Source organism: Streptomyces sp. NBC_00178 (genome assembly GCF_036206005.1).
Classification (GTDB): Bacteria; Actinomycetota; Actinomycetes; order Streptomycetales; family Streptomycetaceae; genus Streptomyces.
The window spans coordinates 880,429-905,468 of the sequence record NZ_CP108143.1 but is presented as its reverse complement, the minus strand read 5'-3'; the positions used below and the strand labels follow the sequence as shown (position 1 = coordinate 905,468).

At 72.2% G+C, this 25,040-nt stretch carries 23 protein-coding genes; 15 read left to right on the top strand and 8 right to left on the bottom strand.

Annotated elements, in window-relative coordinates; translation table 11 throughout:
- Window positions 1–71 precede the first annotated feature (71 nt).
- Window positions 72–2,252 carry a discoidin domain-containing protein gene (locus OHT61_RS03795; RefSeq protein WP_329035028.1) on the bottom strand — a complete coding sequence of 727 codons (2,181 nt, stop codon included), beginning with the start codon at window positions 2,250–2,252 and terminating at the stop codon, window positions 72–74.
- A gap of 695 nt (window positions 2,253–2,947) precedes the next feature.
- Here OHT61_RS03795 and OHT61_RS03790 point away from each other — a divergent pair.
- Both OHT61_RS03790 and OHT61_RS03785 read left to right on the top strand, forming a co-directional pair.
- On the top strand, window positions 2,948–3,784 hold the full coding sequence (locus OHT61_RS03790) for a hypothetical protein (RefSeq protein WP_329035026.1): 837 nt from the start codon (window positions 2,948–2,950) through the stop codon (window positions 3,782–3,784).
- Window positions 3,785–3,916: 132 nt separating this feature from the next.
- Window positions 3,917–4,609: a class F sortase gene (locus OHT61_RS03785; RefSeq protein WP_329035025.1), complete on the top strand. Its 693-nt coding sequence runs from the start codon at window positions 3,917–3,919 to the stop codon at window positions 4,607–4,609.
- A 257-nt stretch (window positions 4,610–4,866) separates the two neighbouring features.
- Here the strand turns inward: OHT61_RS03785 and OHT61_RS03780 are convergent, their stop codons facing one another.
- Together OHT61_RS03780 and OHT61_RS03775 are read right to left on the bottom strand one after the other, a co-directional pair.
- A complete protein-coding gene (locus tag OHT61_RS03780; RefSeq protein ID WP_443049601.1) occupies window positions 4,867–5,442 on the bottom strand; it encodes a DNA polymerase ligase N-terminal domain-containing protein in 576 nt (191 codons plus the stop codon).
- A gap of 124 nt (window positions 5,443–5,566) precedes the next feature.
- Window positions 5,567–6,082: a DUF4232 domain-containing protein gene (locus tag OHT61_RS03775; RefSeq protein WP_329035022.1), complete on the bottom strand. Its 516-nt coding sequence runs from the start codon at window positions 6,080–6,082 to the stop codon at window positions 5,567–5,569.
- 206 nt (window positions 6,083–6,288) lie between these two features.
- Here OHT61_RS03775 and OHT61_RS03770 point away from each other — a divergent pair, with 206 nt between their 5' ends.
- Entirely contained in the window at window positions 6,289–7,206 is a 918-nt protein-coding gene (locus OHT61_RS03770) for a glycoside hydrolase family 16 protein (protein WP_329035020.1), read from the top strand.
- Between the two features lie 56 nt (window positions 7,207–7,262).
- Complete coding sequence (locus tag OHT61_RS03765) at window positions 7,263–8,255, top strand: aldo/keto reductase (protein WP_329035019.1); 993 nt, start codon at window positions 7,263–7,265, stop codon at window positions 8,253–8,255.
- Between the two features lie 10 nt (window positions 8,256–8,265).
- On the opposite strand, the gene OHT61_RS03760 is transcribed toward OHT61_RS03765, so the two are convergent.
- The 3 genes from OHT61_RS03760 to OHT61_RS03750 form a co-directional block, all read right to left on the bottom strand.
- Window positions 8,266–9,459, bottom strand: a complete 1,194-nt coding sequence (locus OHT61_RS03760) for a serine/threonine-protein kinase (protein ID WP_329035018.1) — start codon at window positions 9,457–9,459, stop codon at window positions 8,266–8,268.
- 239 nt (window positions 9,460–9,698) lie between these two features.
- Complete coding sequence (locus tag OHT61_RS03755) at window positions 9,699–10,394, bottom strand: HAD family hydrolase (RefSeq protein WP_329035016.1); 696 nt, start codon at window positions 10,392–10,394, stop codon at window positions 9,699–9,701.
- A gap of 12 nt (window positions 10,395–10,406) precedes the next feature.
- The gene (locus OHT61_RS03750; RefSeq protein ID WP_329035014.1) at window positions 10,407–10,889 is read right to left on the bottom strand and encodes an Lrp/AsnC family transcriptional regulator; all 483 of its coding nucleotides are present in this window, start codon (window positions 10,887–10,889) and stop codon (window positions 10,407–10,409) included.
- A gap of 502 nt (window positions 10,890–11,391) precedes the next feature.
- Between OHT61_RS03750 and OHT61_RS03745 the strand changes: the two genes are divergently transcribed.
- The 8 genes from OHT61_RS03745 to OHT61_RS03710 all read left to right on the top strand — a co-directional run bounded on the left by OHT61_RS03745 (window position 11,392) and on the right by OHT61_RS03710 (window position 18,578).
- Window positions 11,392–11,901 carry a DUF3592 domain-containing protein gene (locus tag OHT61_RS03745; RefSeq protein ID WP_329035012.1) on the top strand — a complete coding sequence of 170 codons (510 nt, stop codon included), beginning with the start codon at window positions 11,392–11,394 and terminating at the stop codon, window positions 11,899–11,901.
- A gap of 329 nt (window positions 11,902–12,230) precedes the next feature.
- Window positions 12,231–12,674, top strand: coding sequence for a hypothetical protein (locus OHT61_RS03740; RefSeq protein ID WP_329035011.1), 444 nt, complete (start codon window positions 12,231–12,233; stop codon window positions 12,672–12,674).
- A 210-nt stretch (window positions 12,675–12,884) separates the two neighbouring features.
- Window positions 12,885–13,103 (top strand): hypothetical protein, encoded by a 219-nt coding sequence (locus OHT61_RS03735; RefSeq protein ID WP_329035010.1) that lies wholly within the window; start codon window positions 12,885–12,887, stop codon window positions 13,101–13,103.
- Between the two features lie 63 nt (window positions 13,104–13,166).
- A complete protein-coding gene (locus OHT61_RS03730; protein WP_329035009.1) occupies window positions 13,167–14,228 on the top strand; it encodes a YihY/virulence factor BrkB family protein in 1,062 nt (353 codons plus the stop codon).
- A 174-nt stretch (window positions 14,229–14,402) separates the two neighbouring features.
- Complete coding sequence (locus OHT61_RS03725; RefSeq protein WP_329043079.1) at window positions 14,403–14,774, top strand: phage holin family protein; 372 nt, start codon at window positions 14,403–14,405, stop codon at window positions 14,772–14,774.
- Window positions 14,771–15,241, top strand: a complete 471-nt coding sequence (locus OHT61_RS03720; RefSeq protein ID WP_329035007.1) for a DUF3618 domain-containing protein — start codon at window positions 14,771–14,773, stop codon at window positions 15,239–15,241. The genes OHT61_RS03725 and OHT61_RS03720 overlap by 4 nt, the downstream gene beginning before the upstream one ends.
- A gap of 587 nt (window positions 15,242–15,828) precedes the next feature.
- The gene (locus tag OHT61_RS03715) at window positions 15,829–17,340 is read left to right on the top strand and encodes an FUSC family protein (RefSeq protein ID WP_329035005.1); all 1,512 of its coding nucleotides are present in this window, start codon (window positions 15,829–15,831) and stop codon (window positions 17,338–17,340) included.
- Between the two features lie 164 nt (window positions 17,341–17,504).
- Window positions 17,505–18,578, top strand: coding sequence for a lactonase family protein (locus OHT61_RS03710; RefSeq protein ID WP_329035004.1), 1,074 nt, complete (start codon window positions 17,505–17,507; stop codon window positions 18,576–18,578).
- A gap of 132 nt (window positions 18,579–18,710) precedes the next feature.
- Here OHT61_RS03710 and OHT61_RS03705 read toward each other — a convergent pair whose 3' ends face one another.
- On the bottom strand, window positions 18,711–19,634 hold the full coding sequence (locus OHT61_RS03705; RefSeq protein WP_329035002.1) for a sirohydrochlorin chelatase: 924 nt from the start codon (window positions 19,632–19,634) through the stop codon (window positions 18,711–18,713).
- A 139-nt stretch (window positions 19,635–19,773) separates the two neighbouring features.
- Complete coding sequence (locus OHT61_RS03700) at window positions 19,774–20,772, bottom strand: N-acetylglucosamine kinase (protein ID WP_329035001.1); 999 nt, start codon at window positions 20,770–20,772, stop codon at window positions 19,774–19,776.
- A gap of 207 nt (window positions 20,773–20,979) precedes the next feature.
- On the opposite strand from OHT61_RS03700, the gene OHT61_RS03695 reads away from it, so the two are divergent.
- The 3 genes from OHT61_RS03695 to OHT61_RS03685 all read left to right on the top strand — a co-directional run bounded on the left by OHT61_RS03695 (window position 20,980) and on the right by OHT61_RS03685 (window position 25,039).
- A complete protein-coding gene (locus OHT61_RS03695) occupies window positions 20,980–21,657 on the top strand; it encodes a uracil-DNA glycosylase (RefSeq protein WP_329035000.1) in 678 nt (225 codons plus the stop codon).
- Window positions 21,658–22,193: 536 nt separating this feature from the next.
- Window positions 22,194–23,414 (top strand): saccharopine dehydrogenase family protein, encoded by a 1,221-nt coding sequence (locus OHT61_RS03690; protein WP_329034998.1) that lies wholly within the window; start codon window positions 22,194–22,196, stop codon window positions 23,412–23,414.
- Between the two features lie 131 nt (window positions 23,415–23,545).
- A complete protein-coding gene (locus tag OHT61_RS03685) occupies window positions 23,546–25,039 on the top strand; it encodes an APC family permease (RefSeq protein ID WP_329034996.1) in 1,494 nt (497 codons plus the stop codon).
- Window position 25,040 lies beyond the last annotated feature (1 nt).

Below are 25,040 nucleotides of genomic sequence, written 5' to 3'. Positions count from 1 at the left end.
GCGGGGCCCGGCGGTGGTACCGCCGGGCCCCGCACCGCGCGATGAGCCGACCGGGCTCATCTCACCCCGGCTCAGGGAAAGGACACCACCTGCGACGGGACGGTCGATGTACCGGAGGTCGGTGATCCGGTGTTGTTGATGACGTGTTCGTACTGCCCCTGGCCGCCGAGGGAGACGACGAGCAGGTCGTGGAACTTCACTCCGGGCTTCACGGGCGCCTGGAACCCGTGCTGCTGGCGGATGCTCGGGTCGACGTTGAAGTAGCAGTAGCTGCCCATGCCCCAGCCCTCGTGCGTGGTGACCGAGTCGCCCACCTTGTAGGCGGCGTAGCCCTTGATGTCGCCGTTCTGGATGGCGGCCTGGTTCGGGGCGTCGTAGGCCTTCTCGTTCTGGAAGAAGATCGTCTTCCCGTTCTCGCCGTACCACTGGACGTCGTACTTGTTGAAGTGCTCGACGAACAGGCCCGTCGCCAGGACGTCGTCACCGTTGACCCGCAGACCGTAGTCGGACCGGTTGGTCTCCCAGCCGACGCCGTCGCCGTGGTCCGCGCGCCACAGCCAGGTGTGGTCGATGATGACGTCGTCGCTGTTGACCACCATGCCGGTGGTCGCCTTCCCGGCTCCCGCGCCGCCGACCCGGACGAACACGTCCTGGAGGCTGGTCGGGTTCGCCGAGTGGTCGGCCGCCGCGCCCTCGGGACCCACCTGGACGAGCACCGAGGAGTTCTGCGTGCCGGCGTCCACGAGGAGTCCGGCGAGCTTGACGCCGTCGACGTCACCGACCTTGATCGCGGTCACGCCGTTGTCCGGGATGATCGTGGCGAGGCCGAGGCCCAGTGCGACCGTGTTCGCGCGGTTGATCTCGATGGGCTCGTTCACGTGGTAGATCCCCGGGGTGAACAGCAGGTGCAGACCCTGCCGTACGGCCGCGTTGATGGTCTGCGCGGTCGCGCCGGGCTTGACCACGTAGAACTGGCTCAGCGGGATGGACTCGCCCTGCGGGGTGCCGTTCCACGAGACGCCGCGTGCGTTGGTGCGCTTGGCGGGGACGAAGACCTTGTAGTCGTTGCCGTCGAGGTAGAGGAACGGCTTCTCGCGGGACACGGGAGTGTTGTTCAGGGTGGTGTACGGCGGTTCGGGGAAGCTCTGGGCGGGCGCGCCCTCGACGCCGGAGAAGGTCATGTTCCAGACGCCGTTGCCCCAGCTGCCGATGGAGCTGTCGCGGGTGTACCACTGCTGCTGGGAGTACGGGCCGACCTGGCCGTCGATCTTGCTGTCGGCGATGTAGCCGCCGCTGGCCCAGCCGTAGCCGTTCGGGGCGAGGTTGAGTCCGCCCTTGACGTGCATGCGGCGGAAGGGGGCCGCCTGGGAGACGGCCCAGCGGTCGGTGCCGTTGACGGGGTTCAGGGCGAGGTTCTCCGCCGAACGCCAGAAGTTCTGGGTGGCGTTGCCGTTGAACCAGCCGGCGTCGACGGTGACGTCGCCGTTGAAGGTCGTGTCGTCCGGCTTGAGGCCGAGGCCGGCGATGGAGGTGTAGAAGCCGATCTGGGCGTTGATGTTGTTGTACGTGCCCGGCTTGAACATGAGCGCGTAGCGGCCCGTGCCGAACTGCGCGGACTCCTGCTGCTTGAAGATCGCGTCGACCTTGGCCTGGATGCCCGGCGTCGAGGGGTCGAAGACCAGCACGTTGGGGCCGAGGTCACCACCGCCGGGGATCTGCGGGTCGCTGCCGCCGGTCGTGCCGAACACCTGGAACTCCCAGAGGGAGTGGCCGTAGCCGGTGGCACGCGCGGTGCCGGTCAGCCGGACGTAGCGGGCGGTGCCGGAGACGTTCAGCGTCTCCGTGCCGCCGGGGCCGGTGGTGGTGGAGTACGCGGTGCTCCAGCTGTTGTCGTCCGCGGAGAACTCGATCCGGTAGGCCTTGGAGTAGGCCGCCTCCCAGCGCAGCACGATCTGGCTCACCGAGGCGGCGGCGCCGAGGTCGATCTTGATCCACTGGGGGTCGGAGAAGGCGCTCGACCAGCGCGTCCCGGTGTTGCCGTCGACCGCCGCGGAGGCGGGGGTGCCGTCGTTCTCCTGGCTGGAGGTGGTGACCGTCCTGCCCTGGGAGAGCAACGACGGCGCGGCGCTCGCGGGGGTCTGGGGGACGAGGGCGAGCAGTGAGAGGACCATTCCGGCTATGACGGCCAGTACGCCGCTGCGTCTGGCCCGTGAAGGGGGGAGGGGGCTGCGGAGCCGGGGATGTGCGTACATGGGGGTCTCCTGAGTCGTGGGGCGGGTACACGACGCGACGCGCACAGTCAGAGAGCGCTCTCTCCGACTGTGCGAGATACTCCACCCTTGTTACGAACACGTCAATAGATGTGCAACAACCGTTGTGCTGAGGGCTGTTGGCGACAAGGCCTGATGGCGACGCCGTTCGATTCCCCCTTTTGCCGCCCCCCGTGGAGACGACGTCCGCCCTTCGGCGCGGCATGGGTTCAGGAAGTGGCGGGCGGCTTCCTGGGCGATGGGGCCGCCGGCGGTCCGCGGCGTCCGGCGCGCCTGGCCGGAGGGCGGCGCGCCCTGCCTCCACCGGCGCGTCGGCCTCCGGATTCCGGCGGTGACCGGCCGGGCAGGGCCGCCCGGACGGGTCGTCAGGCGGGCGCTCGGCCGGACCCGCAGCAGCTGGGAGGGGCGTCCGGGTCGCGGTGCGACCCGCAACGGTGCGGCCGGGCCCCCCTACACCGATGATCGTCGCCGCTCAAACCTCCTCCCGGCGTGGCGTGCCGTCAGACGGGTGACATCTGGCTCCCTGTCACACGATGGGCCCACCGCATGGCCCCAATGAGGCCTCCCCGAGTGGTGCACGCTCCCGATCGGACTGACGGTGGATCACGTCGCACCCGTGATCCGATGAGCCGACAACCAGCCGGCCGACGCGGGAGTGGCGAAAGGACTGTGTATCCATGCGCACTGCCCGCACCCTGTTCGCCTCGGCCGCCGTCACGGCGGTCCTCGCGGTCACCACCCCCGCCGCATACGCCGTGACCTCGGCGGACGGCTGGGACAAGGACAGCGGTTCCTCCGCCAGCAGCAACGACGACCGTGAGAAGCCGGACTCGTGGAAGCACGAGAAGCCCGAGGGTGGCGTGCACACCGGTGGTGGCGCGCTGGCCGGCGTGTCGGCGGACGACTGGGAGAAGGACAAGGATTCCGGCTCCGGCAGCAACGACGACCGTGAGAAGCCGGACTCGTGGAAGCACGAGAAGCCGGAAGGTGGCGTGCACACCGGTGGTGGCGCGCTGGCCGGCGTGTCGGCGGACGACTGGGAGAAGGACGAGGAGTCCGGCTCCGGCAGCAACGACGACCGTGAGAAGCCGGACTCCTGGAAGCACGACAAGCCCGAGGGTGGCGTGCACACCGGTGGTGGCGCGCTGGCCGGCGTGTCGGCGGACGACTGGGAGAAGGACAAGGAGTCCGGCTCCGGTAACAACGACGACCGTGAGAAGCCGGACTCGTGGAAGCACGAGAAGCCGGAAGGCGGCATGCACGCCGGTGGCGGTGCGCTGGCCGGCGTGTCGGCGGACGACTGGGAGAAGGACAAGGAGTCCGGCTCCGGCAGCGGTGACAGCGAGAAGAGCTGGAAGCACGAGAAGCCCGAGGGCGGCATGCACACCGGCGGTGGCGCGATGGCGCTCTCCGGCGGCGGTCTGGCCGCGGGCTCGGTGCTGATGCTCGGCGGTATCGGCGCCGTGGCGTACAAGCTGCGCCGTCGCAACGCCTCGGGTACCGCCGCGGTCTGACTCAGGCAGGCGACCCGCAGCACCGAATGAATCCTGTCGCGGCCGCCGCCCCCACCCGGGCGGTGGCCGCGCCGATTTTCCCGGCGCCCACGCCGGACCCGCCATCCCCCGTACGCGAAAGGCAGCACGCGCATGGCCGCCCCGCAGAAATCAGAATCCGTACCCGCTTCCCCTGCCCTCGGCCGTTCCCTGCTGTGGCCCGTCGCGGCGGTGGGGCTGGGCTTCCTCCTCGTCTACAACTCCTTCGACGCTTCGGCGGGTGTGACGCCCGCTCCCGCCGTCGTCTCCCTGCCCGCACCGTCGGCGTCGGCTGCCTCGTCCGCGCCGTCCAGCACGCCTTCGCTCCTGCCGTCGGGTCTGCCCCGCTCCGAACCGGAGCGCATCTCGATCAAGTCGATCGCGGTCGACGCGCCCTTCACCCCTCTGTCGATCGGTTCCAGCGGGCGGCTCGATCCGCCGCCCGCGAACGACGCGAACCTGGCCGGCTGGTTCAAGGACGGCGCGACCCCCGGCGAGCGGGGCACCTCGGTGGTGGCGGGCCACGTCGACACGAAGACCGGCCCCGCGGTGTTCCTCCTGCTCAGCACCCTCAAGGCGGGCAACACGGTGGACATCACCCGGGAGGACGGGGTCGTCGCCACCTTCGAGGTCGACTCGGTCGAGACGTTCAGCAAGACGGACTTCCCGAACAACAGGGTGTACGCCGACAAGGGCACCGCCCAGCTGCGGCTGATCACCTGCGGCGGCAACTACGACAAGAAGGCCAAGGACTACGAGGACAACGTCGTGGTCTTCGCCCATCTGGCCTCGGTCAAGAGCACCTGAGGCCCGTTGCCCCGCCGCCGGCGCACGGGGCGCGGGAGTCCGGAGACCACCGGGCTCCCGGCCCGATGTCCGCCGGCTGGGCCGGGCCGGACCGGGCGGGGCGGACCCACGATCCCACGGGTGACGACGACCCCTCCGGATAGTGGACCCGGCCGACGGCCCCGGCGTCCGGGCAACACCCGCTCGGATGCGCCGACGGGGGCGAGGGCTGGTCCTGGACCGGTTCACCGCCGCCGCTGAACGCAGAGCCGGCTCGGTCAGGTCCTGCCCGCCCGTCCCGCCACGGCCACCTGGTGCAGCGTCCGGCCAGTGCGGGCGGAGCGTGCGTGGTGCGGGTCAGGGGTGCCGGGCCGGTCGTGCACGGCCTGGCGGTCGTCGGCCTTGATGAGCAGCCATGCCTCGGGGCCCGGGGTGCCGTCCCCGTCGTCGATGCGGAAGCGGGTGAGCGTGAACGCGCCGCGCAGTTTCGCCCCGTCGAGCCAGAAGTCCGCGTGCCCCCGTTCCAGGGACTCGGCGAACGGGACGGGGTCTCCCGCGGGGTCGTGGCCGAGCGGCCGGTAGGTGCCCTGGTCCCAGACGATCACCGTGCCGCTGCCCTGCTCGTCGCGCGGGATGACGCCCTCGAACTCGCGGTACTCCAAGGGGTGGTCCTCCGTCGGAACGGCCAGCCGCTTGTCACTGGGGTTGTCGGACGGGCCGCGCGGCACTGCCCAGGACTTCAGGACGCCGTCGACCTCCAGCCGGAAGTCGAAGTGCATGCGCCGGGCCTCGTGGATCTGCACCACGAAGCGCTGTGTGCTTTCGCTGTCCACGCCGGCTCCCTCCGCCGGGATGCGGGTCGGACGGTGGCGCCCTTTGTGGCCGGGTCCGGACGGCCCCGCACGGTGCGTATCTCCACTCTGCGTCCGCGCGCCGCCCGCCGCATCGCGGCGGGCGGTACCGGGGCGGTGTGGCCGGTCAGCCGGTGTGCCGCGCGAGCACGGCATCCGCCGAAGCCGCCGACCGGTGCCACCGGGTGGTGACCGGCTCCCATACCCGGAGGCCGCCGGGCGCTCCCAGGGCGGCCGCGCCGAACGTCCGCCCCCGGTGGGCGGGATCACCGGCGACCGTCAGCCGGTGCACGACCCGCAGTTCCGTGGTGGCCGGATCGAGGGTGCGCACCGCCGCGTACGCCGTGCCGCCCGCTGCCACGCGGTACGGCGCGCTCGTGCCGCCGGGCACCGGCAGGGCCGCTCCGTCCAGGTCGCCGAAGACGACCGTGGGGATGCGGTCGACGACACAGGCGTGCCGTCCGTGGTTCCTGATGCTGATCCGCACGGTGTCGGGCACGTCCGAGGCGCGTGCGGCGACGGTCAGGTCGGGTTCACGGCACGCCTGGGGGGCGACGGCCGGGGCGGCGGTCGCGGCCCCTGCCGAGGCGGGCAGGGCAAGGGCCAGAACTGCGGGAAGGACGAGTACGGTACGAATGGGCATGACTTGTCGCTTCCCCGCCGGGCCGACTTCTACCCGCGCCCGTCCGGTCCGGACCAAGTCCTTGACGGCCCGCGTGGGCCCTGCCTTAAATCAAGTAGTGAAGTATGCGCCGGGGGTAAGCCCTTACCGCGTTCATCTCTCGACGCATATCTGTCATGTGCATGATTGGCGATGTATCCGTCGCCATCCCCCACCGAAATGACGTGATGTCCGTGCCTTCCCCCCACCGGGCCCACAAGCGCCCCGCCGACCGGCGCCGCACGACCCTGTCCGCCCTCTCCCTGCTCTGCTGCTCCCTGGTCCTGACCGCACTTCCCGCCGGAGCCTCGGCCGCACCCGACCCCCACACGGCTGCGTCCTCCACGGCTCCCCGGGCGGCGGCCGCCGTGGCCTTCGCCGACGAGTTCGACGGGCCGGCCGGCTCGGCAGTCGACGGCGGCAAGTGGCAGACCGAGACCGGCGACAACGTCAACAACCACGAGCGGCAGTACTACACCGCCGGCAATTCCAACGCGGCCCTCGACGGCCAGGGCAACCTCGTCATCACGGCCCGCAAGGAGAACCCCGGCAACTACCAGTGCTGGTACGGGACCTGCGAGTACACCTCGTCCCGGCTCAACACCTCCGGCAGGTTCACCTCGACCTACGGGCACGTCGAGAGCCGGATGAAGATCCCGCGCGGGCAGGGCATCTGGCCCGCGTTCTGGATGCTCGGCGCCGACATAGGCGGTGTGGGCTGGCCCGACAGCGGTGAGATCGACATCATGGAGAACGTCGGCTTCGAACCCGGCACGGTCCACGGCACCCTGCACGGCCCCGGCTACTCCGGCAGCGGCGGCATCGGCGCCGGCTACACCCTCCCAGGCGGAGCCGCCTTCGCCGACGACTTCCACACCTTCGCCGTGGACTGGGCGCCCGGCTCCATCACCTGGTCCGTCGACGGCACCGTCTACCAGCGGCGCACCCCCGCGGACCTCAACGGCAACGCCTGGGTGTTCGACAAGCCGTTCTTCCTCATCCTCAACCTGGCCGTCGGGGGCTACTGGCCCGGCGACCCCGACGGAAGCACCAGCTTCCCGCAGCAGCTCGTGGTCGACTACGTCCGCGTGACCACCGGCGACTGAGCACCGGTGCGGGGCCCGCGGCGCACACAGCCGCCGGCCCCGCACACCGGCGTACCATGATCCGCATGGAGCAGCGCACACTCGGCAGGACCGGCCGTGACGTATCGGTCGTCGGACAGGGCACCTGGCAGCTCGGCGGGGACTGGGGCGAGGTGCGGGAGGCGGACGCCTTCGGCGTCCTCGACGCCGCGGTCGAGGCCGGGATCACCTTCTTCGACACCGCGGACGTGTACGGCGACGGCCGGAGCGAGCAGCTCATCGGCCGCTACCTGAAGGACCGGCCGGACGCGGACGTCCTCGTCGCCACCAAGATGGGGCGACGCGCGGACCAACTGCCGGAGAACTACGTCCTCGACAACTTCCGCGCCTGGAACGACCGTTCGCGGACCAACCTCGGGGTCGACACCCTCGACCTCGTACAGCTTCACTGCCCGCCCACGGCCGTGTACTCCTCCGACGCCGTGTACGACGCGCTGGACACGCTCGTCGCCGAGCAGCGGATCGCCGCCTACGCGGTCAGCGTCGAGACCTGTGCCGAAGCGCTCACCGCCATCGCCAGGCCGGGTGTCGCGAGCGTCCAGATCATCCTCAACCCGTTCCGTCTGAAGCCGCTCGACGAGGTCCTGCCCGCAGCGGCCGAGGCGGGGGTCGGGATCATCGCGCGTGTCCCGCTCGCCTCCGGACTGCTGTCCGGCCGGTACACCGCGGACACCGTCTTCGCAGCCGAGGACCACCGCACCTACAACCGCCACGGCGAGGCGTTCGACCAGGGCGAGACCTTCTCGGGCGTCGACTACGCCACCGGCGTTGCCGCCGCCGCCGAGTTCTCGGAACTCGCGCCCGAGGGCGCCACTCCGGCGCAGACCGCGCTGCGCTGGATCCTTCAGCAGCCCGGTGTCACCAGCGTCATCCCCGGTGCGCGTTCCGTGGAGCAGGCCCGCGCCAACGCCGCGGCCGCCGCGCTCCCGCCGCTCCCGCAGAGCACCCTGGACGCCGTACGCGACCTGTACGACCGCCGGATCCGCGCCGAGGTCCACGCCCGCTGGTGAGGCGCGGGACTCAGTCGTCCCCGTCCCCGTCGTCGCCGTCCTGCTGACCGTCCTGGCCTGAGCCGTCCTGCACGGCCCCGGCCGAGGGGTCGGCCGGGGCGGGGGAGCCGACGCCGGCCGTCGGCGTGGTGCCGGGGTCAGGCGTGTCCGCGGCACCGGTGTCCGGTGCGAACAGGACCGTGCCCAGGTAGACCGCCGCCACGAAGGCGATCGTCCCGGCCACGGCGCTCGCCACGCGGGGACGGCGGCGGATGGCCTCGCTCGTGCGGGTGGTCGCCGACTTCGACGCCCGCGGGGCAGGGGCGGCCCGTCGGCGGCCGGAGGCCTGCGGCAGCCGGTACGTCGAACCCGTCCCGGTGCCCGGGCCCCCCGAAGCGGCCGTGGGTGCTGCCGGGGCGGTGCTCCGGCGGCTCGGGGCCGAATGGCGGGGCAGCGGCTCCGGCCGCCCGCGCCAGGCGTCGGTGCGGAACCAGTCGGACACCTGCTGGGCGCTCGGCCGGTCCTCCGGCTTCTTCGCCAGCAGGCCCAGCAGATACGAGTCGAAGGCGGGGGAGATCTCCACCCCGCGCTGTCTCACCGGAACCGGCGGGGTGTCGACGTGCTGGTAGAGCGTCGCGGTCGCCGTGTCGGACCGGAACGGCGGCTGGCCGACCAGCAGTTGGTAGATGACACAGCCCAGCGAGTACATGTCCGAAGCGGCGTCGGCCGACCGGCCCAGGGCCCGTTCCGGGGCGAGGTAGAGGCTCGTCCCGACGATCTGGCCGGCCGTCGTGAGCGCGGTCGACGGGTCGTCGACGAACTGCGCGATACCGAAGTCGCCTATCTTCACGGACCCGTCGGCGTCCAGCATCAGGTTGCCCGGCTTGATGTCCCGGTGCACGATGCCCTGCCGGTGCGCGGCGGCCAGGCCCGCGGCCGCCTGGCCGGCGATGTGGGCCACCTGCTCCGGGTGGACGGACTCCTGGGCCTCCAGCAGGTCCCCGAGGCTCCTGCCCTCGACCAGCTCCATCACCAGATAGAAGCGGTCCTCCCAGGAACCGAAGTCGAAGACGGCCACCAGGTGAGGGTGGCTCAGACGGGCGGCGGTCTGCGCCTCCAGGCGGAACCGCGCCGTCGACGAGGCGTCGGCGTGGTCGCCCAGCAGCAGCTTCACCGCCACGGCACGGCCCAGCACCTCGTCCGTGGCGCGCCACACCTCACCCATACCGCCACGGCCGATGGGGGATATCAACCGGTACCGTCCAGCAACCAGCACCTGTGCACACCTATCTCGAATTGTGGCCCGCTCCGACTGCCGCGGCGGCGACATCATCGGGCTCATCGCCTCGTTACGTGCGTCGGGTTGCGCGGCGTGATCAGGATATCCGCACGCCGGGCTTCCGGTCGCCCGGCCCGGGGCGCGGGCGCCGGATCCGGCCAGTCGGAGAGCCGCCCCGCCTGATCTCAGGCGAGCCAGCCGAGCACGGCGGCGGCGGTGAACTCGGCCTGGCCGCCCGGGAAGAGCAGATCGGCCCCGGCGAACACGGCGTCGTCCGGGGCCGCTTCGGCATCCGGAATCGCGATGCAGCGCATTCCGGCCGCGTGCGCCGCCCGTACACCCGGGGCCGCGTCCTCCAGGACCACGCAGGAGGAGGGTTCCACTCCCAGCCGCCGGGCGGCCTCCACGAACACGTCGGGTTCGGGCTTCCCGCGCTCGACCTCCTCGGCGGACACGTACACGGGCAGGTACGCGTCGAGCCCGGTCACCGCGAGCGCGGCCGCGATGGCGGCCCGGGACGACCCCGAGGCGACCGCCATGGGAACCCCCGCGGCGTGGAGCCGTTCGACGAGGGTGCGCATCTCGGGGAAGGCGGTGGTGGACGTCCCGGCGAGCTCCAGGTACAGGGCGTTCTTGCCGGCCAGCAGTTCGTCGACGGGTGCCTCGATGCCGTACTCCGCGCGCAGGACCGTCAGCGTCTCGCGGGTGCCGATGCCGATGAAGCGGGTGTGGTCCTCCCAGCTGAAGTCCCCTACGCCGTGACGGGCGAGGAGCCGGCGACCCGCCTCGTAGTAGTTCGGCTCGCTGTCGACGAGGGTTCCGTCCAGGTCGAACAGCACGGAGAGGGCCGGGACGCGCGGGGTCATCATGGCCTCCAGCATGCCCGACGCCTTTCAGCCGGAGCCGGCGGTCACCCGTCCCACGGCCTCGACGAGCGGGAGCACCCGGTACGCCACCCGCTCGCGCAGGGCGACCTCCGTCCGGGTCCTGACGACGCCGGGGAGCTGGATCAGATGCTGGATCACGTCCTCGAGATGACCGTTGTCACGTGCCACGACGCGGGTCAGCAGGTCCCCGCCGCCGGTCGTCGAGAACGCCTCGATGATCTCCGGGACGGCCGCGAGCGCGTCCCCCACCTCGTCCAGGTGCCCCTGGGTGACCTCCAGGTGCACGAAGGCGAGCACCGGGTGGCCCAGGGCGGCCGGTGAGAGCGCGGGGCCCGTGCCCGTGATCACGCCGTCCCGCTCCAGACGGTCGAGGCGCGCCTGGAGGGTGCCGCGTGCCACGCCCAGTACGCGCGCGTACTCGCGGACGCTGGTGCGCGGCTGCTCGATGAGCAGACGCAGGATGCGGGTGTCGAGGGCGTCCACCGCCATGTCCGGCCGGCTCCTTCGGGCTCCGTCGTGGGTCACCGACTCTACCGATGCGGGGGTCCCGACGTGCGGCAGGGTGACCCGGATCCTGCCGGGGCGCGGTGCGCCGGAAGGAGTGAGAGCGGATCTCCGTTGACTCCATGACCCGCAGGGCCACGCTGGATGGCGACCGGGGTCCCTGCCCCTGCCGACGGCAGCCGGACCGTGGTAGACCATCTCGCGCGACGACGACGGGGGCGACGCCATGGACACACGATCCGGCTGCTGGGGTGCGCGGCATGCGCCGTGTGGGCGGTCGTCGGTTATGGGCTGTCGTTCGCGGGGGCCACTCGTCGGCAGCGGGCCGTGCGGGTGACCGGGCGGATAGTGGAGGTCGGGGCCCCCCGACACGGCGCCCCTGGCACGCCCGGTATACCCGTGGTCATCGCCTTTCCCGACCCCGTCACCGGACAGGGGCACGCACTGCCGTACGAAGCCGCGCGGCGTCCGACTGGACACGGTCTGGGTGGGGCGCGAGGTCGCGGTCCTCCACCCGCCCGGGGACCCGGAGCGGTTCGAAGTCGCGCACACGCTGCGGGACGGACTGAGCGGACGGGCCGGCCCGAACTTCGCGGTCTTCCTCCTGTACGCGGGGCTGGTCACCGACATCGCGATCAGCCACGGCTATCCCTGGGCGCTGCTCGGAGCCGGCGGACCGCTGACCATCGCCATGGCGTCCGTCCTGTTTCACGACCTCCGCCTGCTGCGCCGCGAGTCCGCACGACTGGCCACCGCCCTCGCCGTGCCGGGCCGCATCATCGCTGTCACCAAGACGGTCCGGGACGACGGCGAGGGTGTCTGGACCAGGTACGCCGCGGTCCTCGGCTTCACCACCGGGGACGGAAAGGCGGTCACCGCCCTCCTCCCCACCGCTCCGGAGGACCCGGCCGACGCCTACGGCCGGGAGGTGACCGTCCACTACGTGCCCGGCGAGCCCGAGGGCTTCACGCTCGACCCCGCAGCCTCACACCGCTGACAACGTCCTGGACCTCGGTTTCGTCATGCTCATCCTCCTGCTCGGGGCGGTGGCGAGCGCCGCGGGAGCCGTCCTGATGTGACGGGTTCGAAGGGGGCCTGTCGCGGGGCCGTGCGTCCCGCCGAACCCCGCCCGCGTCCCATGGGACCGGCCGGCGGGAGACTGCCCGGGCCCGGCCGGTCAGCGTTCCGCTGACGGGGCGATCCGCAGGCTGCCCACGCCGTCCGCCGACAGGACGAGCGGGTCGTCCCGTGCGGCGGCGATCCGGAAACGGACGGACGTGTCCGGCCGGGCCGGCCGTCGTTCACCAGTGCATGAAGCTGCGGTCGATGTCCCTCCTGCTCGTTGCCCTGCTGAGTGCGTCCGGCTGTGTCTCCGTCCCGGCGGGCGCGGACAGGCACGACCCGGTCGCCCCCGGGCCGTACGGAAACACGCCCGCTGCACAGGCTTCCGCGGTGCCCTCCGCGCCCGCTGCCGTCCACGACGCACTCGGAAGGACGGAAGGGCGGCGGCCTGACGGGGACGGGAAGAAGCGGAAGCAACGCGAGGGCGCGCGTCCCCACCGGGCCGAAGCGGCAGCCCCGGCCGCGCCGAGGAGGGCGCGTGAGCAGTCGCGCCGACCGGCCCTCGCCCGGCCCGAACGCCCCCGCCGGGCCGTACCCCGCTGGGTGAAGCCGAAGCGCACGTTCGACATGCGGTCCGTGTGCGCGACGGGCCAGGGCGTCGCCTCCGCGGGCATCGTCGACCTGTGCCGGGCCACGTACGGCAGGTGACGGCGACCCGGCCGCACCGGACACGAGGCGGCCGGTGCAGCCGGGATGCGTGCCCGGAAACCGGGAAACGGACAGCCCGGTACCGGGCCTCCGCACCCGCAGCACCGGGCACCCGCGGCCGGCGGTCACCGGACCTTCACCTCCGTGGTCGCTGACCCGCGCCCCCCGGGGGCACCCGATGGACTGTCGCCGGTCGGGAAGGACTGTGTCGTGATCGCTGTCGCGCTTCTGCTGTTGCCCGCGCTCGGACTGCTCCTGTACGGAATGGACCGCTTCGAGGACCGAGTGTTCCGCAGGCCACCGGCGCGCCACGCGGCCGGCCGCCACCTGCGTCTGGTGGGCGGCGGTGGGGAGGCCTCGCCGCGGTCGCCGGCCGCCCCGGTGCCGGGCCGCCCTGCCCGGGCGGGCGGAGAGGCGCCCGCCGCCTGAGGCCGTCCGGGGTCCGCCGCGCGCCGGGGGTGTAGGGAGCGTTCCTGCGGCTATCCGAGTCCTATGGCGAATCTGCGATTTCCAGGGCGGCAGGACCGGCGGGACGAGCGGCGGCACGACCGGGGGACACCCGATCCGGAGCAGGCCGGTCCGGGCCCTGAGGTGGAGGCGGCGGAGCCCGACGGGCCCACGAAGATGCCGAAACGGGCCTGGGGTGCCGTGATCGGCGGGACGCTGCGGGAGTTCAGGGACGACGAGCTGACCGACCGCGCCGCCGCATTGACCTACTACGGCGTGCTGTCGCTGTTCCCGGCGCTGCTCGTACTGGTGTCGCTGCTCGGCATCACGGGGAAGTCCGCCACGGACAAGATCGTGTCCGGGCTGGGCAAGCTGGCGCCCGGCTCGGCCCGGGACATCATCACGCAGGCCGTGGAGCAGTTGCAGGACAGTGCGGGCACCGGATCGGTCCTCGCGATCGTCGGCCTCGCCCTGGCCGTCTGGTCGGCCTCCGGTTACGTCGCCGCCTTCATCCGGGCCGCGAACGCCGTGTACGACATGCCCGAGGGACGCCCCGTCTGGAAGATCCTCCCCGTGCGGGTCGGGGTGACGGCCGTCCTCATGGTTCTCGCCGTCGTCAGCGCGCTCATCGTGGTGTTCACCGGCACCCTCGCCGATCAGGCCGGCAGCGTGCTCGGCATCGGGGACAGCGTGCTGACGGTGTGGGCGTACGCCAAGTGGCCGGTGCTGATCGTGCTCGTCACCGCCATGATCGCGATCCTCTACTGGGCGGCGCCGAACGCCAAGGTCAAGGGCTTCCGATGGATCACCCCGGGCAGTGTCCTGGCGCTGGTGATCTGGATGGCCGCCTCGGGGGGCTTCGCCCTGTACGTCGCCAACTTCGCCTCGTACAACAAGACGTACGGGACCATGGCCGGCCTCGTCGTCTTCCTGGTCTGGCTGTGGATCGGCAACCTGGCCATCCTGTTCGGCCTGCAGTTCGACGCCGAGACGGCCAGGCAGCGGGCCATCGCGGGAGGACACCCGCCGGAGGCCGAGCCCTACACCCGGCCCCGCTCCACCCGGACGTGGGACGAGAAGGACCTGCGCCGCCTGGACGAGATGTGAGCGCCACCCGATGAACCGCTCCGTTCGGGGTACGCGTCGGCTCACGCAAGGTCAGGGCGCCCCCACGGCGTCCGGCTTCATCGAGGAGAGGGACAGGAGGTGACTGCCGTGTCGGACACGCAGCCGTACCCCCCGCGCTCCGACCGTGATGTGCACGCATCCGGGGCGGAGCCGGTGGGCGAGCTGGTGCAGCGGGCCTCGCAGCAGCTGACGGAGCTGGTGCGCAGCGAGTTGCGGCTGGCGCAGGCGGAAGTGAAGGAGAAGGGCCGGCACTACGGCAAGGGCGGAGGGCTGTTCGGCGGGGCCGGACTGGTCGGCTTCCTGATGCTGCAGACCCTGGTGGTCGCCGCCGTCGCCGCTTTGGCGGTGCCTCTGCCGGTGTGGGCCGCTGCCCTGATCGTCACCGCTGTGCTCGGGGCCGTCGCCGCCGTGATGGCCTTCGCCGGAAAGAAGGAGGTCGTCCGTGCGGCGCCCCCCGCCCCCGAGCAGGCGATCGAGAACGTGAAGGCCGACGTGGCCGAGATCAAGAGGAGTGCCCACCGATGACCAAGCCATTCGACGACAAGCCGAACGCCTCCGGCCCGGAGGCACTCCGCCAGGAGGTCGAGGAGGCCCGCGACGAACTCGGCCGGACGGTCGAGGCGCTGGCGGCCAAGGCCGATGTGAAGGCGCAGGCGAAGCAGAAGACGGCGGAGGTCAGGCAGAAGTCCGCCGAGGCCAAGGAGCAGGCCGCGGTCAAGGCGGGCGAGCTCAAGGCCAAGGCGGCCGAAGCGGCCCACCGGGTGCAGGACACCGTGCCGTCACCGGTCAAGGACAAGGCGGCCCAGGCGGCCGGCGAAGTCCGGGCCAAGGCCGCACAGGCCGGCAGCCTGTGGGAGGACAAGGCGCCCGAGCCGGTGCGGCGGAAGGCGGCCGAGGGTGCCCTGGTGGCGCGGGACAACCGCACGGTGCTGCTGGTCGCCGCGGGCGCCGCGCTCGTCGCGTGGGTGACGTTCCGCCGCCGCAGGAGCTGAGCGGCGGGCCCGTACGGCATGGGCCCCGGACGCCTGTCCGGTGGCGCGCGCCACGGCCCCCGGGTGGGACCAGCGGGACCTGCGACGCGCAGTCGGAGGGAGAGGGCGCCGGACCGGATGGATCCCGGCACCCTCCGTCGTGTCCGCAGGGCGCCCCGGCGGCCTTCCGCTGCGCCTCGGGGCGGCCGAGGACCGCCGGTCGTGCACCGCCGGCCGAGGACCACTCGCTGCGGACCGCCGGCCGAGGACCACTGGCTGCGGACGACCGGCCGAGGACGCCGGCCGAGGACCCACGTACCGCGGCCCGTCCGCACCGGGACGCGGGAGTGGGGCGGCCCGCCGGGGGCGGCTGTCTCCGGGAGTGCGCGCACGACGGCGGGACCCCGGGTGGGCGGGTCGACTGCTCGATGGCGTCCCGACTCTGCCAATGGCAAGGTTCTGGTCCAGGAAAAGCGTCCTTCTTGTGTGCCAATGGTCCAGTCGGACTCGGGTCGGTTGAGCCATCGGCCGTGAGCGTGGTCTGATGGTCCTGTCGATGGCGCCGCGGATTCCGTGGCGCCCTTTTTCATGAGAAGGGGCGGGAAGTCTTGCTGAAGAAGGTGTTCGTGGCTCCGGACCCGGGGCGGCTGCGGCTGCGGCACGCGACCAGGGCCGTCCTCGGCATCGGGCTGGCGGTCGTCGTCTGCGGCGTCGCCGGGCACTCGCTCGTCGCCGCGATCACCGGCGGGCTCGCCGCCCTGCTGGCCCTCTTCACGGTCACCGACACGACCGTGCGGGGGCAGGCGGTGACCACCGCGCTGCTTCCCGCGGCCGGTCTGCCCGTCCTCGCGCTGGCCGCCGCCCTGCACGACCAGCCGGTGGCCCGTGACCTGGCCTTCCTCGCGGTGATGGGGGCGGGTGTCTACGCCCGGCGGTGGGGGCCCCGCGGGCACGCCCTCGGCGTCTTCGCCTTCATGTCCTTCTTCATCACGCAGTTCCTGCACACACTGCCCGGCCAGTTGCCGGAACTCTTCTCCGCCGTCCTGCTCTCGCTGCTGGCGGCGTCGTCCGTCCGTTTCGGACTGTGGTGCTACGAGCGCCGGCTCCCGGTGGCCGCCCTGCTCGCACCCGTCGCCGGCCGAGGGCTCTCCCGGGCGACGACCCGCCAGGCCGTCCAGGCGGTCACCGGCGGAGCACTCGCGCTCCTGGCCGGCCAGCTCCTCTCCGACCAGCGCTGGTACTGGGCCGTGGGGGCGACCTGGTGGGTGTTCGTCAACACGGCGTCGCGCGGCGAGACACTGGTCCGCGGCTTCCGCCGGATCCTGGGGACGCTGATCGGGATACCCGTCGGTCTCGTCGTCATCGCCCCCCTCCACGGTGCCGCGGTGCCCACGGCGATCCTGGTGGCGCTCGGCGTGTTCGGGATCTTCTACTCCGCCGCGGTCTCCTACACCTGGATGATGTTCTCGGTGACGGTCCTGGCCGGAGCGCTGTACGGGGCGCTCGGGGTGCTCGATCCCGCGCTGCTCGCGCTGCGCCTCGTCGAGACCGGTGTCGGGGCCCTCGGGGCGATGCTGGCGGTGCTCGTGGTGCTGCCGGTCACCACCCATGCCACGACGGACGCGTGGATCCAACGCGCCCTGCGCTGTGTGCACGCCTGCACCGCCGAGGCCACCGCGAGGCTCGCCGGATCGGCGTCCGCCGACCCCGCTTCCCGCGTCGCGGAGCTGGAAGCGCTCCTGGGCCGCGTGCGGCTGTCCCTCGGTCCGCTCGTGCACCCCCTGAGCCCGCTGCGCGCCCGGAAGGCGCGAGCGGGGCAGGTGCTCGCCCTGCTCGACGACTGCGCACGTGAGGTGCGGGGCCTGGCCTCCGTCGCGGCGGATCCGGAGGCTTCGCACGACGCGCGGCTCGCCGCGGCGTGCTGGCGGGTGGAGTCGTCCGTGGAGGCGCTGACCGCCCCGGCCCGCCGCCGTCGTGAGGCCGCGGCTGCCGTCGGCGTACCGCAGCCCGCGGGTGCCGTCGAACCCGCGCTCGCCCATCTGCACGGTCTGGAGCGGGCGCTCGCCGAGCTGGCTGCCCCCCTGCACAGCTCCCCGCGCGCTCCGCTCGTGGGGGCCTGACACCTGGCTGCCCGCGCCCTCGGGCGGGCAGGTGCCGGCGTGTCCGGGGCGGCGGCGCCCGTGTCGGAGGCCCGCCGAAGCGGCGCGAATTGGTCTGGACCAGAAGGGGCTGCCTGCTACCGTCGACGCTGAAGATCGCGACGCATGTGAAGAGGGGTAGCGCGATGGGCGCCAACACTGGCGGACGGGCATTCATAGGGTCGTTCACCTCGGCGGGTGGACTCGGGATCACCGTCGCCGACGTCGACGGGACCACCGGGGAGCTGTCGGTCCTGGCGTCGACGGACATCCTGGCCGACCCCTCCTTCCTCGCGGTCGGCCGCTTGCCCGACACCGGCGCCGCCGTGCTGTACGCGGTGAGTGAGGTCTCCGAGGGTGCCGCAGCGGCCTTCGACATCGGCGGCCGCGGCGCGCCGGTGCTCATCGGCGAGCCGCAGCCGGTGCAGGGCGACGGACCCACGCACGTGGACGTCCGGGCCGGCCATCTGTTCACCGCCAACTACGGTTCCGGCAGCGTCAGCGTCCTGCCCCTGCGGCCCGACGGCTCGCCGGGCCCGGCCGCCTGCGTCCTGCGGCACGAGGGCGCCGGACCCGACGTCGCGCGCCAGGCCGTCCCCCATGCCCACCAGGTCCTCGCAGACCCGTCGGGGAACTGGGTGCTGAGCGTCGACCTCGGCACGGACTCCGTGCGCGTCTGCGCACTCGACCCCGGCACGGGCTCCTTGCGCACGCACTCCGAGGCGGTGCTGCGTCCGGGGACCGGCCCGCGTCACCTCGCCTTTCATCCGTCCGGGGGACACCTCTACGTCCTCAACGAGCTGGAGCCCACCCTCACCGTGTGCCGCTGGGACGCCGCCACCGGCCTGCTCGAACCGCTGGGCGAGACCTCGGTGCTGCCCCGGAGTGCCGACGACGACGGCGAGGCGGTGCGTACGTACCCCTCCGAGGTGGTGGTGTCGCACGACGGACGGTTCCTGTGGGCCGCCGGCAGGGGGCGCGACAGCATCTCCGTGCTCGCCCTGGACGAGACGGCCGAGAAGCCCGTCCTCGTGGCGGCCGTGGGCTGCGGAGGGAGCTGGCCCCGTGACCTCACCCTGGACCCCACCGGGCAGTGGCTGTACGCGGCCAACGAGCGCTCCGGGAACGTCAGCTGGTTCTCCCTCGACGCGGAGACGGGAATCCCGTCGCCCGCGGGCTCCATCGACGTCCCGGCGGCTTCCTGCGTGGTCTTCGCCTGACACCCGGGCTGCTCGTCCGCCCTCGGCCCGGGAGGGCCGGTGTCCGCGCGAAGCGCGTGGACACCGGCCGTGAAGGCTGTGGCGCGAACCGCAACCGCCGGTCCGCGCCACAGCCTTCACGGCGTCGGTGCCTCAGTGCGTCTGCGCCCCCTGCGGCGTCGCCGGGGTGATGCCCAGCGTGGTCGCGTAGAGGGAGAGCACCAGCTTGCCGATGGCCGGGTACGCGCCGAGGGGCTCGGCGGTCGCGCAGCCGGCCTCCTTCGCGGCGGCTTCCAGCAGTTCGGCGTCGATCTCCGGCCCCACGAGGTAGGGCGCGAGCGCGAGCTGTACGGAGCCGGACCCCTGGAGCTGGGCGGCGATGGCGGCGACTGAGCCCTCCACGTCCAGTGCCGCGGCCATCACCGGAACCGCCAGACGTGCGGCGAGCAGCATGCCCGTGATGCCGGCGGCCTGCACGGCCTCCTCGCCCCCGACCGTGGCCAGCACGATTCCGTCGGCCGCGGTCGCCACGGTGAACAGCCTGGCACGGTCGGCACGCGCCAGCCCCGCCTCCGAGAGGCGGACGTGCAGCGCCTCGGCGAGCAAGGGGTGCGGACCGAGCACGTCGGTCAGCTCCACCTGCGTGCCGCTCTCCATCACGGCCTGCCGTATGCGCCGGATCAGCGCGCTGTCGGGGCCGGCGAGGAGCGGCACCACGACGGCGGACGGGCCGGTCGGCGCGGCGACCTCGCGACCGGCCGCGGTGGCCTGCTCGAAGCGCGCGACGCGCTCGGCGGCGGCCTGGGTCAGGACGGAGGCGAGCGCGGGAAACTCCGCGTCGTCGCCGTCGAGGTAACCGATCTGCGCGTTCAGGCCGGGCAGCTCGGAACGGGCGATGCTGATGACCTCCTCGGCAAGGCTGCGCGATGCCGGGGAAGGCGTGCCGGGGACGGCGAGAACGAGCGCGGCTGCGCCCTCAGGTGCGACCACGGGCTCAGGGCGGCGGTGCCGTCCGGACTGGCGAGGTCGCGGCATTCGTACTGGCAGGCCGGAGGCGGGCCCAGTGGGGGTGCTCATGGCGCCGCATGCTACTGGTTTTGGGTACCTCTCTGTTCGGGGAGGGGGCTGCTGGGCGTTATCTGTCCGTATATGTCTGTAGAGCGGCATAGCGGGCAACTGACCTGCTCTGTACCGGAGCGGGGATCGCCCGACCTGTTCACGTTACTCCCGGTACGGACAACAGGGCCGGGTGGGGCGGCAGTCGCAGTCCCGCTCCCGCCAGCGCCCGGGCGATCTCCAGCGAGCCGTGCAGCGGATCGCCCGCCGCCGGTACCAGCCGTGCCCGCGGCACCTGCTCCGCCAACTCCTCGCGCACCGGTCCGAGAAGAGCCTCGCCCATGCGGAACAACCCACCGGTCAGGGCGATTTCGTACGCCTCGGTGTGGTGTTCCGCCGGGCCCGGGCACACGGCGGCCGCGGCCGCCGCGATGTGGGCGGCCGCCCGCCGCAGGATCGTCGCCGCCGTCCCGTCCGTGCCCGCGCACGCCGCCACCTCCGGCGCGAAGGAGGCGAGCAGCGCCGGGCGGTCCGTACGCGGATAGAGCAGGCCGGGCAGACCGGCCGCGGGACCGAAGACCGTCTCGAGCCGCTCCAGCAGGGCCGGGGAACCACCGCGCCGGCCGTCGTGGGCCCGCATGGCCGCGTCGAGCCCTTCCCGCCCGATCCAGGCACCGCCGCCGCTGTCGCCCAGCAGATGACCCCAGCCGTCGGCCCTGCGCCACGTCGAGAGGTCGGTGCCGAGCGCGATCATGCCCGTGCCCCCGGCGACCACCGCGCCGGGCCGTTGGCCGAGCGCGCCGGCGTACGCCGTCACCGCGTCGGCGGCGAGGGCGAGGCGTCCGATGCCCAGCGCGGACGCGAGCGCGGCGGGCAGCTCCGCGCGAAGCCGGTCACCGAGCGTCGCCATGCCTGCGGCGCCGATCGCCGCCGCGGTCACGGCCGCCCCCGGTCCCGCCGCCTCCAGCAGTCCGCGCACCACGGGCAGCACCTGCTCCAGCAGGTGTGCGGCGTCGATCCCGGCCGAACCGGTCCGCACCGGTTCGGCGCAGACGGCGGTACGGACGGGGTACCGGGGGTCCACGGCGCCCAGCGCCAGCCTCAGACCGGAACCACCCGAGTCCACCCCGAGGACCAGCTCGACGGTCCCGTCGCTCACCGCGCCCACCTCTCGGACGGGGGCCGTCCGGCCCCTGCGGCCAACCCGGGCGCGGGGCACCGCCGTTCCTCGACGAACGCCTGCGTGACCATGGGGACCGACTCCGGGGGCTGGAGGACCGAGGATGACGCGCAGCCTATCCCCAGGACGGCGGCCGCGGAGGACCGCATGATCACGTTGTCGGTGTAGGCCGGTAGGGTGACGCACGTGGCAGCGCGACCGTTGAGTGAACTTGTGGAGCCCGGCTGGGCTCAGGCGTTGGAGCCCGTGGCCGGCCGGATCGCGGAGATGGGTGACTTCCTCCGCGCCGAGATCGGCGCCGGGCGCACGTATCTGCCGTCCGGGCAGAACGTCCTGCGCGCCTTCCAGCAGCCGTTCGACGACGTACGCGTCCTGATAGTCGGTCAGGACCCGTACCCGACCCCGGGGATGGCCATCGGGCTGAGTTTCGCCGTGGCCCCGGACGTACGCCGTCTGCCCGGCAGCCTGGAGAACATCTTCAGGGAGATGCACACCGACCTCGGTCTGCCCCGGCCCTCCAACGGAGACCTGACACCGTGGACGCGGCAGGGAGTGCTCCTGCTCAACCGGGCGCTGACGACGGCGCCGGGCAAGCCCGCCGCCCATCGGGGCAAGGGCTGGGAGGAAGTGACCGAGCAGGCGATCCGCGCACTGGCCGCGCGTGGGAAGCCGATGGTGTCGGTGCTGTGGGGCCGCGACGCGCGCAACGTGCGCCCGCTCCTGGGGGATCTGCCCGCGGTCGAGTCCGCACATCCTTCGCCCATGTCGGCCGACCGCGGGTTCTTCGGTTCTCGGCCCTTCAGCCGCACGAACGACTTCCTGAGCAGTCTGGGGCAGCAGCCCGTCGACTGGCGTCTGCCCTGATCCGGAAGCCGCGGGACCAGATGTCCCACGGCGCTCCCGGGTGATGCCCGAGGCGTGTCGTCCGACGGCCCGTGCCGTCGTGGGCGCTGTTCGCGACGCCTGGGCGGATTCCCGGTACCGACGCTGCATGCGCTCCCGATTCCGGGGCACGAGACCTTGTGACCCGAGCTCCGGTCGGTGCCTCCCCCCCCGGCACCTGTGTGAGCCTCCGGCCCCACCGTCATCCCCCCGTCGGTGGGGCCGGACTTGTGCGTGGCCCCCGTGACCGCGCACGGTGTGATCGAGGCGCTGGCGTAACGGCCCGGTGTCTGCTTGCGGATCCGGGTCGAGAACGGCAGGCCCGGCGTCCCGGCGGAGCCACCGGCTCGGGCGCCCGTCGGAGTGGGGGCCGGGGGCGCGGATAGCCCGGACGCGGGACACCTTCCGGACGGTTGCGCGTCGTGGGGGCGCCCGGCTGCTAGCGTCCCCGGACCACCGGACCGGCCGGCCCGGCTGCAGCCGTTCGCAGCGCCGGAACGGCAGAGGAGAGGTGTCCCATGCGTGTCCTCCTGGTCGGGGCGGGAGGCGTGGGTACGGCGATCACGCGCATCGCGGCCCGTCGGTCCTTCTTCGAGCACATGACGGTGGCCGACTACGACCTCGGGCGGGCCGAGACCGCCGTCGCCCTCCTGGGGGAGAGCGGGGCCCGGTTCGGCGCTGCCCGGCTGGACGCCTCGGACCCCGCCGCCGTGCGCGCGGCGCTCGCGGAACACCGGTGCGATGTCCTGCTCAACGCCACGGACCCGCGGTTCGTCATGCCGCTGTTCGAGGCAGCCCTCGCCCACGGTGCCCACTACCTCGACATGGCCATGTCCCTGTCCCGGCCTCATCCCTCCCGCCCGTACGAGAAGTGCGGGGTCAAGCTGGGGGACGCGCAGTTCGAGCGGGCGGCCGACTGGGAGGCCGCGGGCAAGCTCGCACTGGTGGGGATCGGTGTGGAGCCCGGGCTCTCGGACGTGTTCGCGCGCTACGCCTCCGACGAGCTCTTCGACGAGATCGAGGAGATCGGGATCCGTGACGGCGCCGACCTGACGGTGGAGGGCTACGACTTCGCCCCGTCCTTCAGCATCTGGACGACCATCGAGGAGTGCCTGAACCCGCCGGTGGTCTACGAGGAGGACCGGGGCTGGTTCACCACCGAGCCCTTCAGCGAACCGGAGGTGTTCGACTTCCCGGAGGGCATCGGCCCCGTCGAGTGCGTCAACGTCGAGCACGAGGAGGTCCTGCTTGTACCGCGTTGGCTGAAGGCCCGCCGTGTCACCTTCAAGTACGGGCTGGGCGACGAGTTCATCGGTGTCCTGCGTACGCTTCACAAGCTGGGCCTGGACCGTACGGATCCCGTGTCGGTGAAGAGCGGTACGGGGGCCGCCGAGGTCTCCCCCCGTGACGTGGTGGCCGCGTGCCTGCCCGACCCGGCCGGACTCGGGGAGCGGATGCACGGCAAGACCTGTGCCGGCACCTGGGTGAAGGGTGTCAAGGACGGGCGGCCCCGGGAGGTGTACCTCTACCACGTGGTCGACAACCAGTGGTCGATGCGCGAGTACGGCTCCCAGGCCGTCGTCTGGCAGACGGCCATCAACCCGGTGGCCGCTCTCGAACTCCTGGCCGAAGGCGTCTGGGGCGGGAGCGGAGTACTCGGACCCGAGGCCCTGCCGCCCCGGCCGTTCCTCGACCTGCTGAACGAGTACGGCGTTCCCTGGGGCATGCGCGAGCAGTGACGGCGGTGAGACGCCTTTGTGCGGGGGCGCTTGTGCGCCTCACCGGACGTGCGCCCCGGGAGGTACCTCCCTAGCATGTGGAAGGAAATATTCCGCCTTCTCTTCAGGCCTGTGAACCCGAGCGAGGGAGCATGGCAGAGGACCGTGCCGGATCAGCACCACCGGCAAGCTTGAAGCCGAACGCGATCGGCTTCGTCGACGCGCTGGTCATCGGGCTGAACGCCACGTCCCCGGCCTACTCGGTGGCCGCGGTCATCGGCCCGGTCGTGGCGCTCGTCGGCATCTACGCACCCGGGGTGCTCTTCGCCTCGTTCGTACCGATGCTGTTCATCGCGTCGGCCTTCTACTACCTCAACAAGGCCGACCAGGACTGCGGGACGACCTTCTCCTGGGTGACCCGCGCCATGGGCCCCTGGGCCGGGTGGCTCGGGGGCTGGGCCATCGCGATGACCGGTGTGCTGGTCGTGGGATCACTGGCCGACATCGCCGTCAGCTTCGGACTGCTCGCCGTGGGGCTCGACAGCTGGGCGGAGAACGACTTCGTCCGCCAACTGCTGACCGTCGTCCTGATCGTGGTGATGACCGGGCTGTGCGTCATCGGGACCGAGCTGTCGGCCAAGGTGCAGAACGCCCTGATCCTGGCTCAGGTGGCCTTCCTCCTCGTGTTCGTGATCGTCGCGCTCTACCGCGTCTACGCGGGCACGACGGACTTCGACTCGATCACACCCGCGGTCGACTGGCTCAACCCCTTCGGGGCGGGCGGTGCGGCGCTGACCAGTGGTCTGCTGCTGGGCGTGTTCATCTACTGGGGCTGGGAATCGGCCGTCAACCTCACCGAGGAGGTCGAGGACTCCGCGACCGCGCCGGGCAAGGCCGGCGTGTGGTCGACCGTCATCCTGCTCGTGACCTACCTCTCCGTCGGCTTCGCGGTCGTCGCGTTCGCCGGAACGGAGTATCTGGTGGAGAACGCCGGGGAGGAGGAGTTCATCTTCGCCCTGCTGGCCGGTGAGGTCATGGGCGACTGGGACTGGATCGTGCTCCTCGCGGTCGCGACCTCCGCGCTCGCCTCCACCCAGACGACCATCATCCCGGCCTCGCGCACCGCCCTGTCGATGGCCCGGCGCCACGCGCTGCCCAAGCACTTCGCCCGCATCAGCCCGAGGTTCCGGACCCCCGACGTGAGTACCTGGTGGGTGGCAGGCATCGCCATCGCCTGGTACCTGATCGTCGGCCAGATCAGTGAGAACGCCCTCTTCGACTCGCTGACCGCGCTCTCCCTCCTCATCGCCTTCTACTACGCGCTCACCGGTCTGGCCTGCGCGGTCTACTACCGCCGCCATCTGACCGAGAGCGTGCGCAACTTCCTCCTCATCGGTCTCGGTCCGCTGGTCGGGGCGGGTCTGCTCACCTGGCTGCTCGTCCGGTCGGTCATCGACATGTCCGACCCGGCGAACTCCTACAGCGGAACCTCCTGGTTCGGACTGGGCCCGCCGCTCGTCATCGGCATCGCCATCATCCTGATCGGCGTGGTCATCATGGTGGTCCTGCGGTTCCTGTCGCCGGCCTTCTGGGCCGAGCGGCGAGGTGTGGTCGACCCCGACCTCGTACACGGCAGGGAGTCCTGAG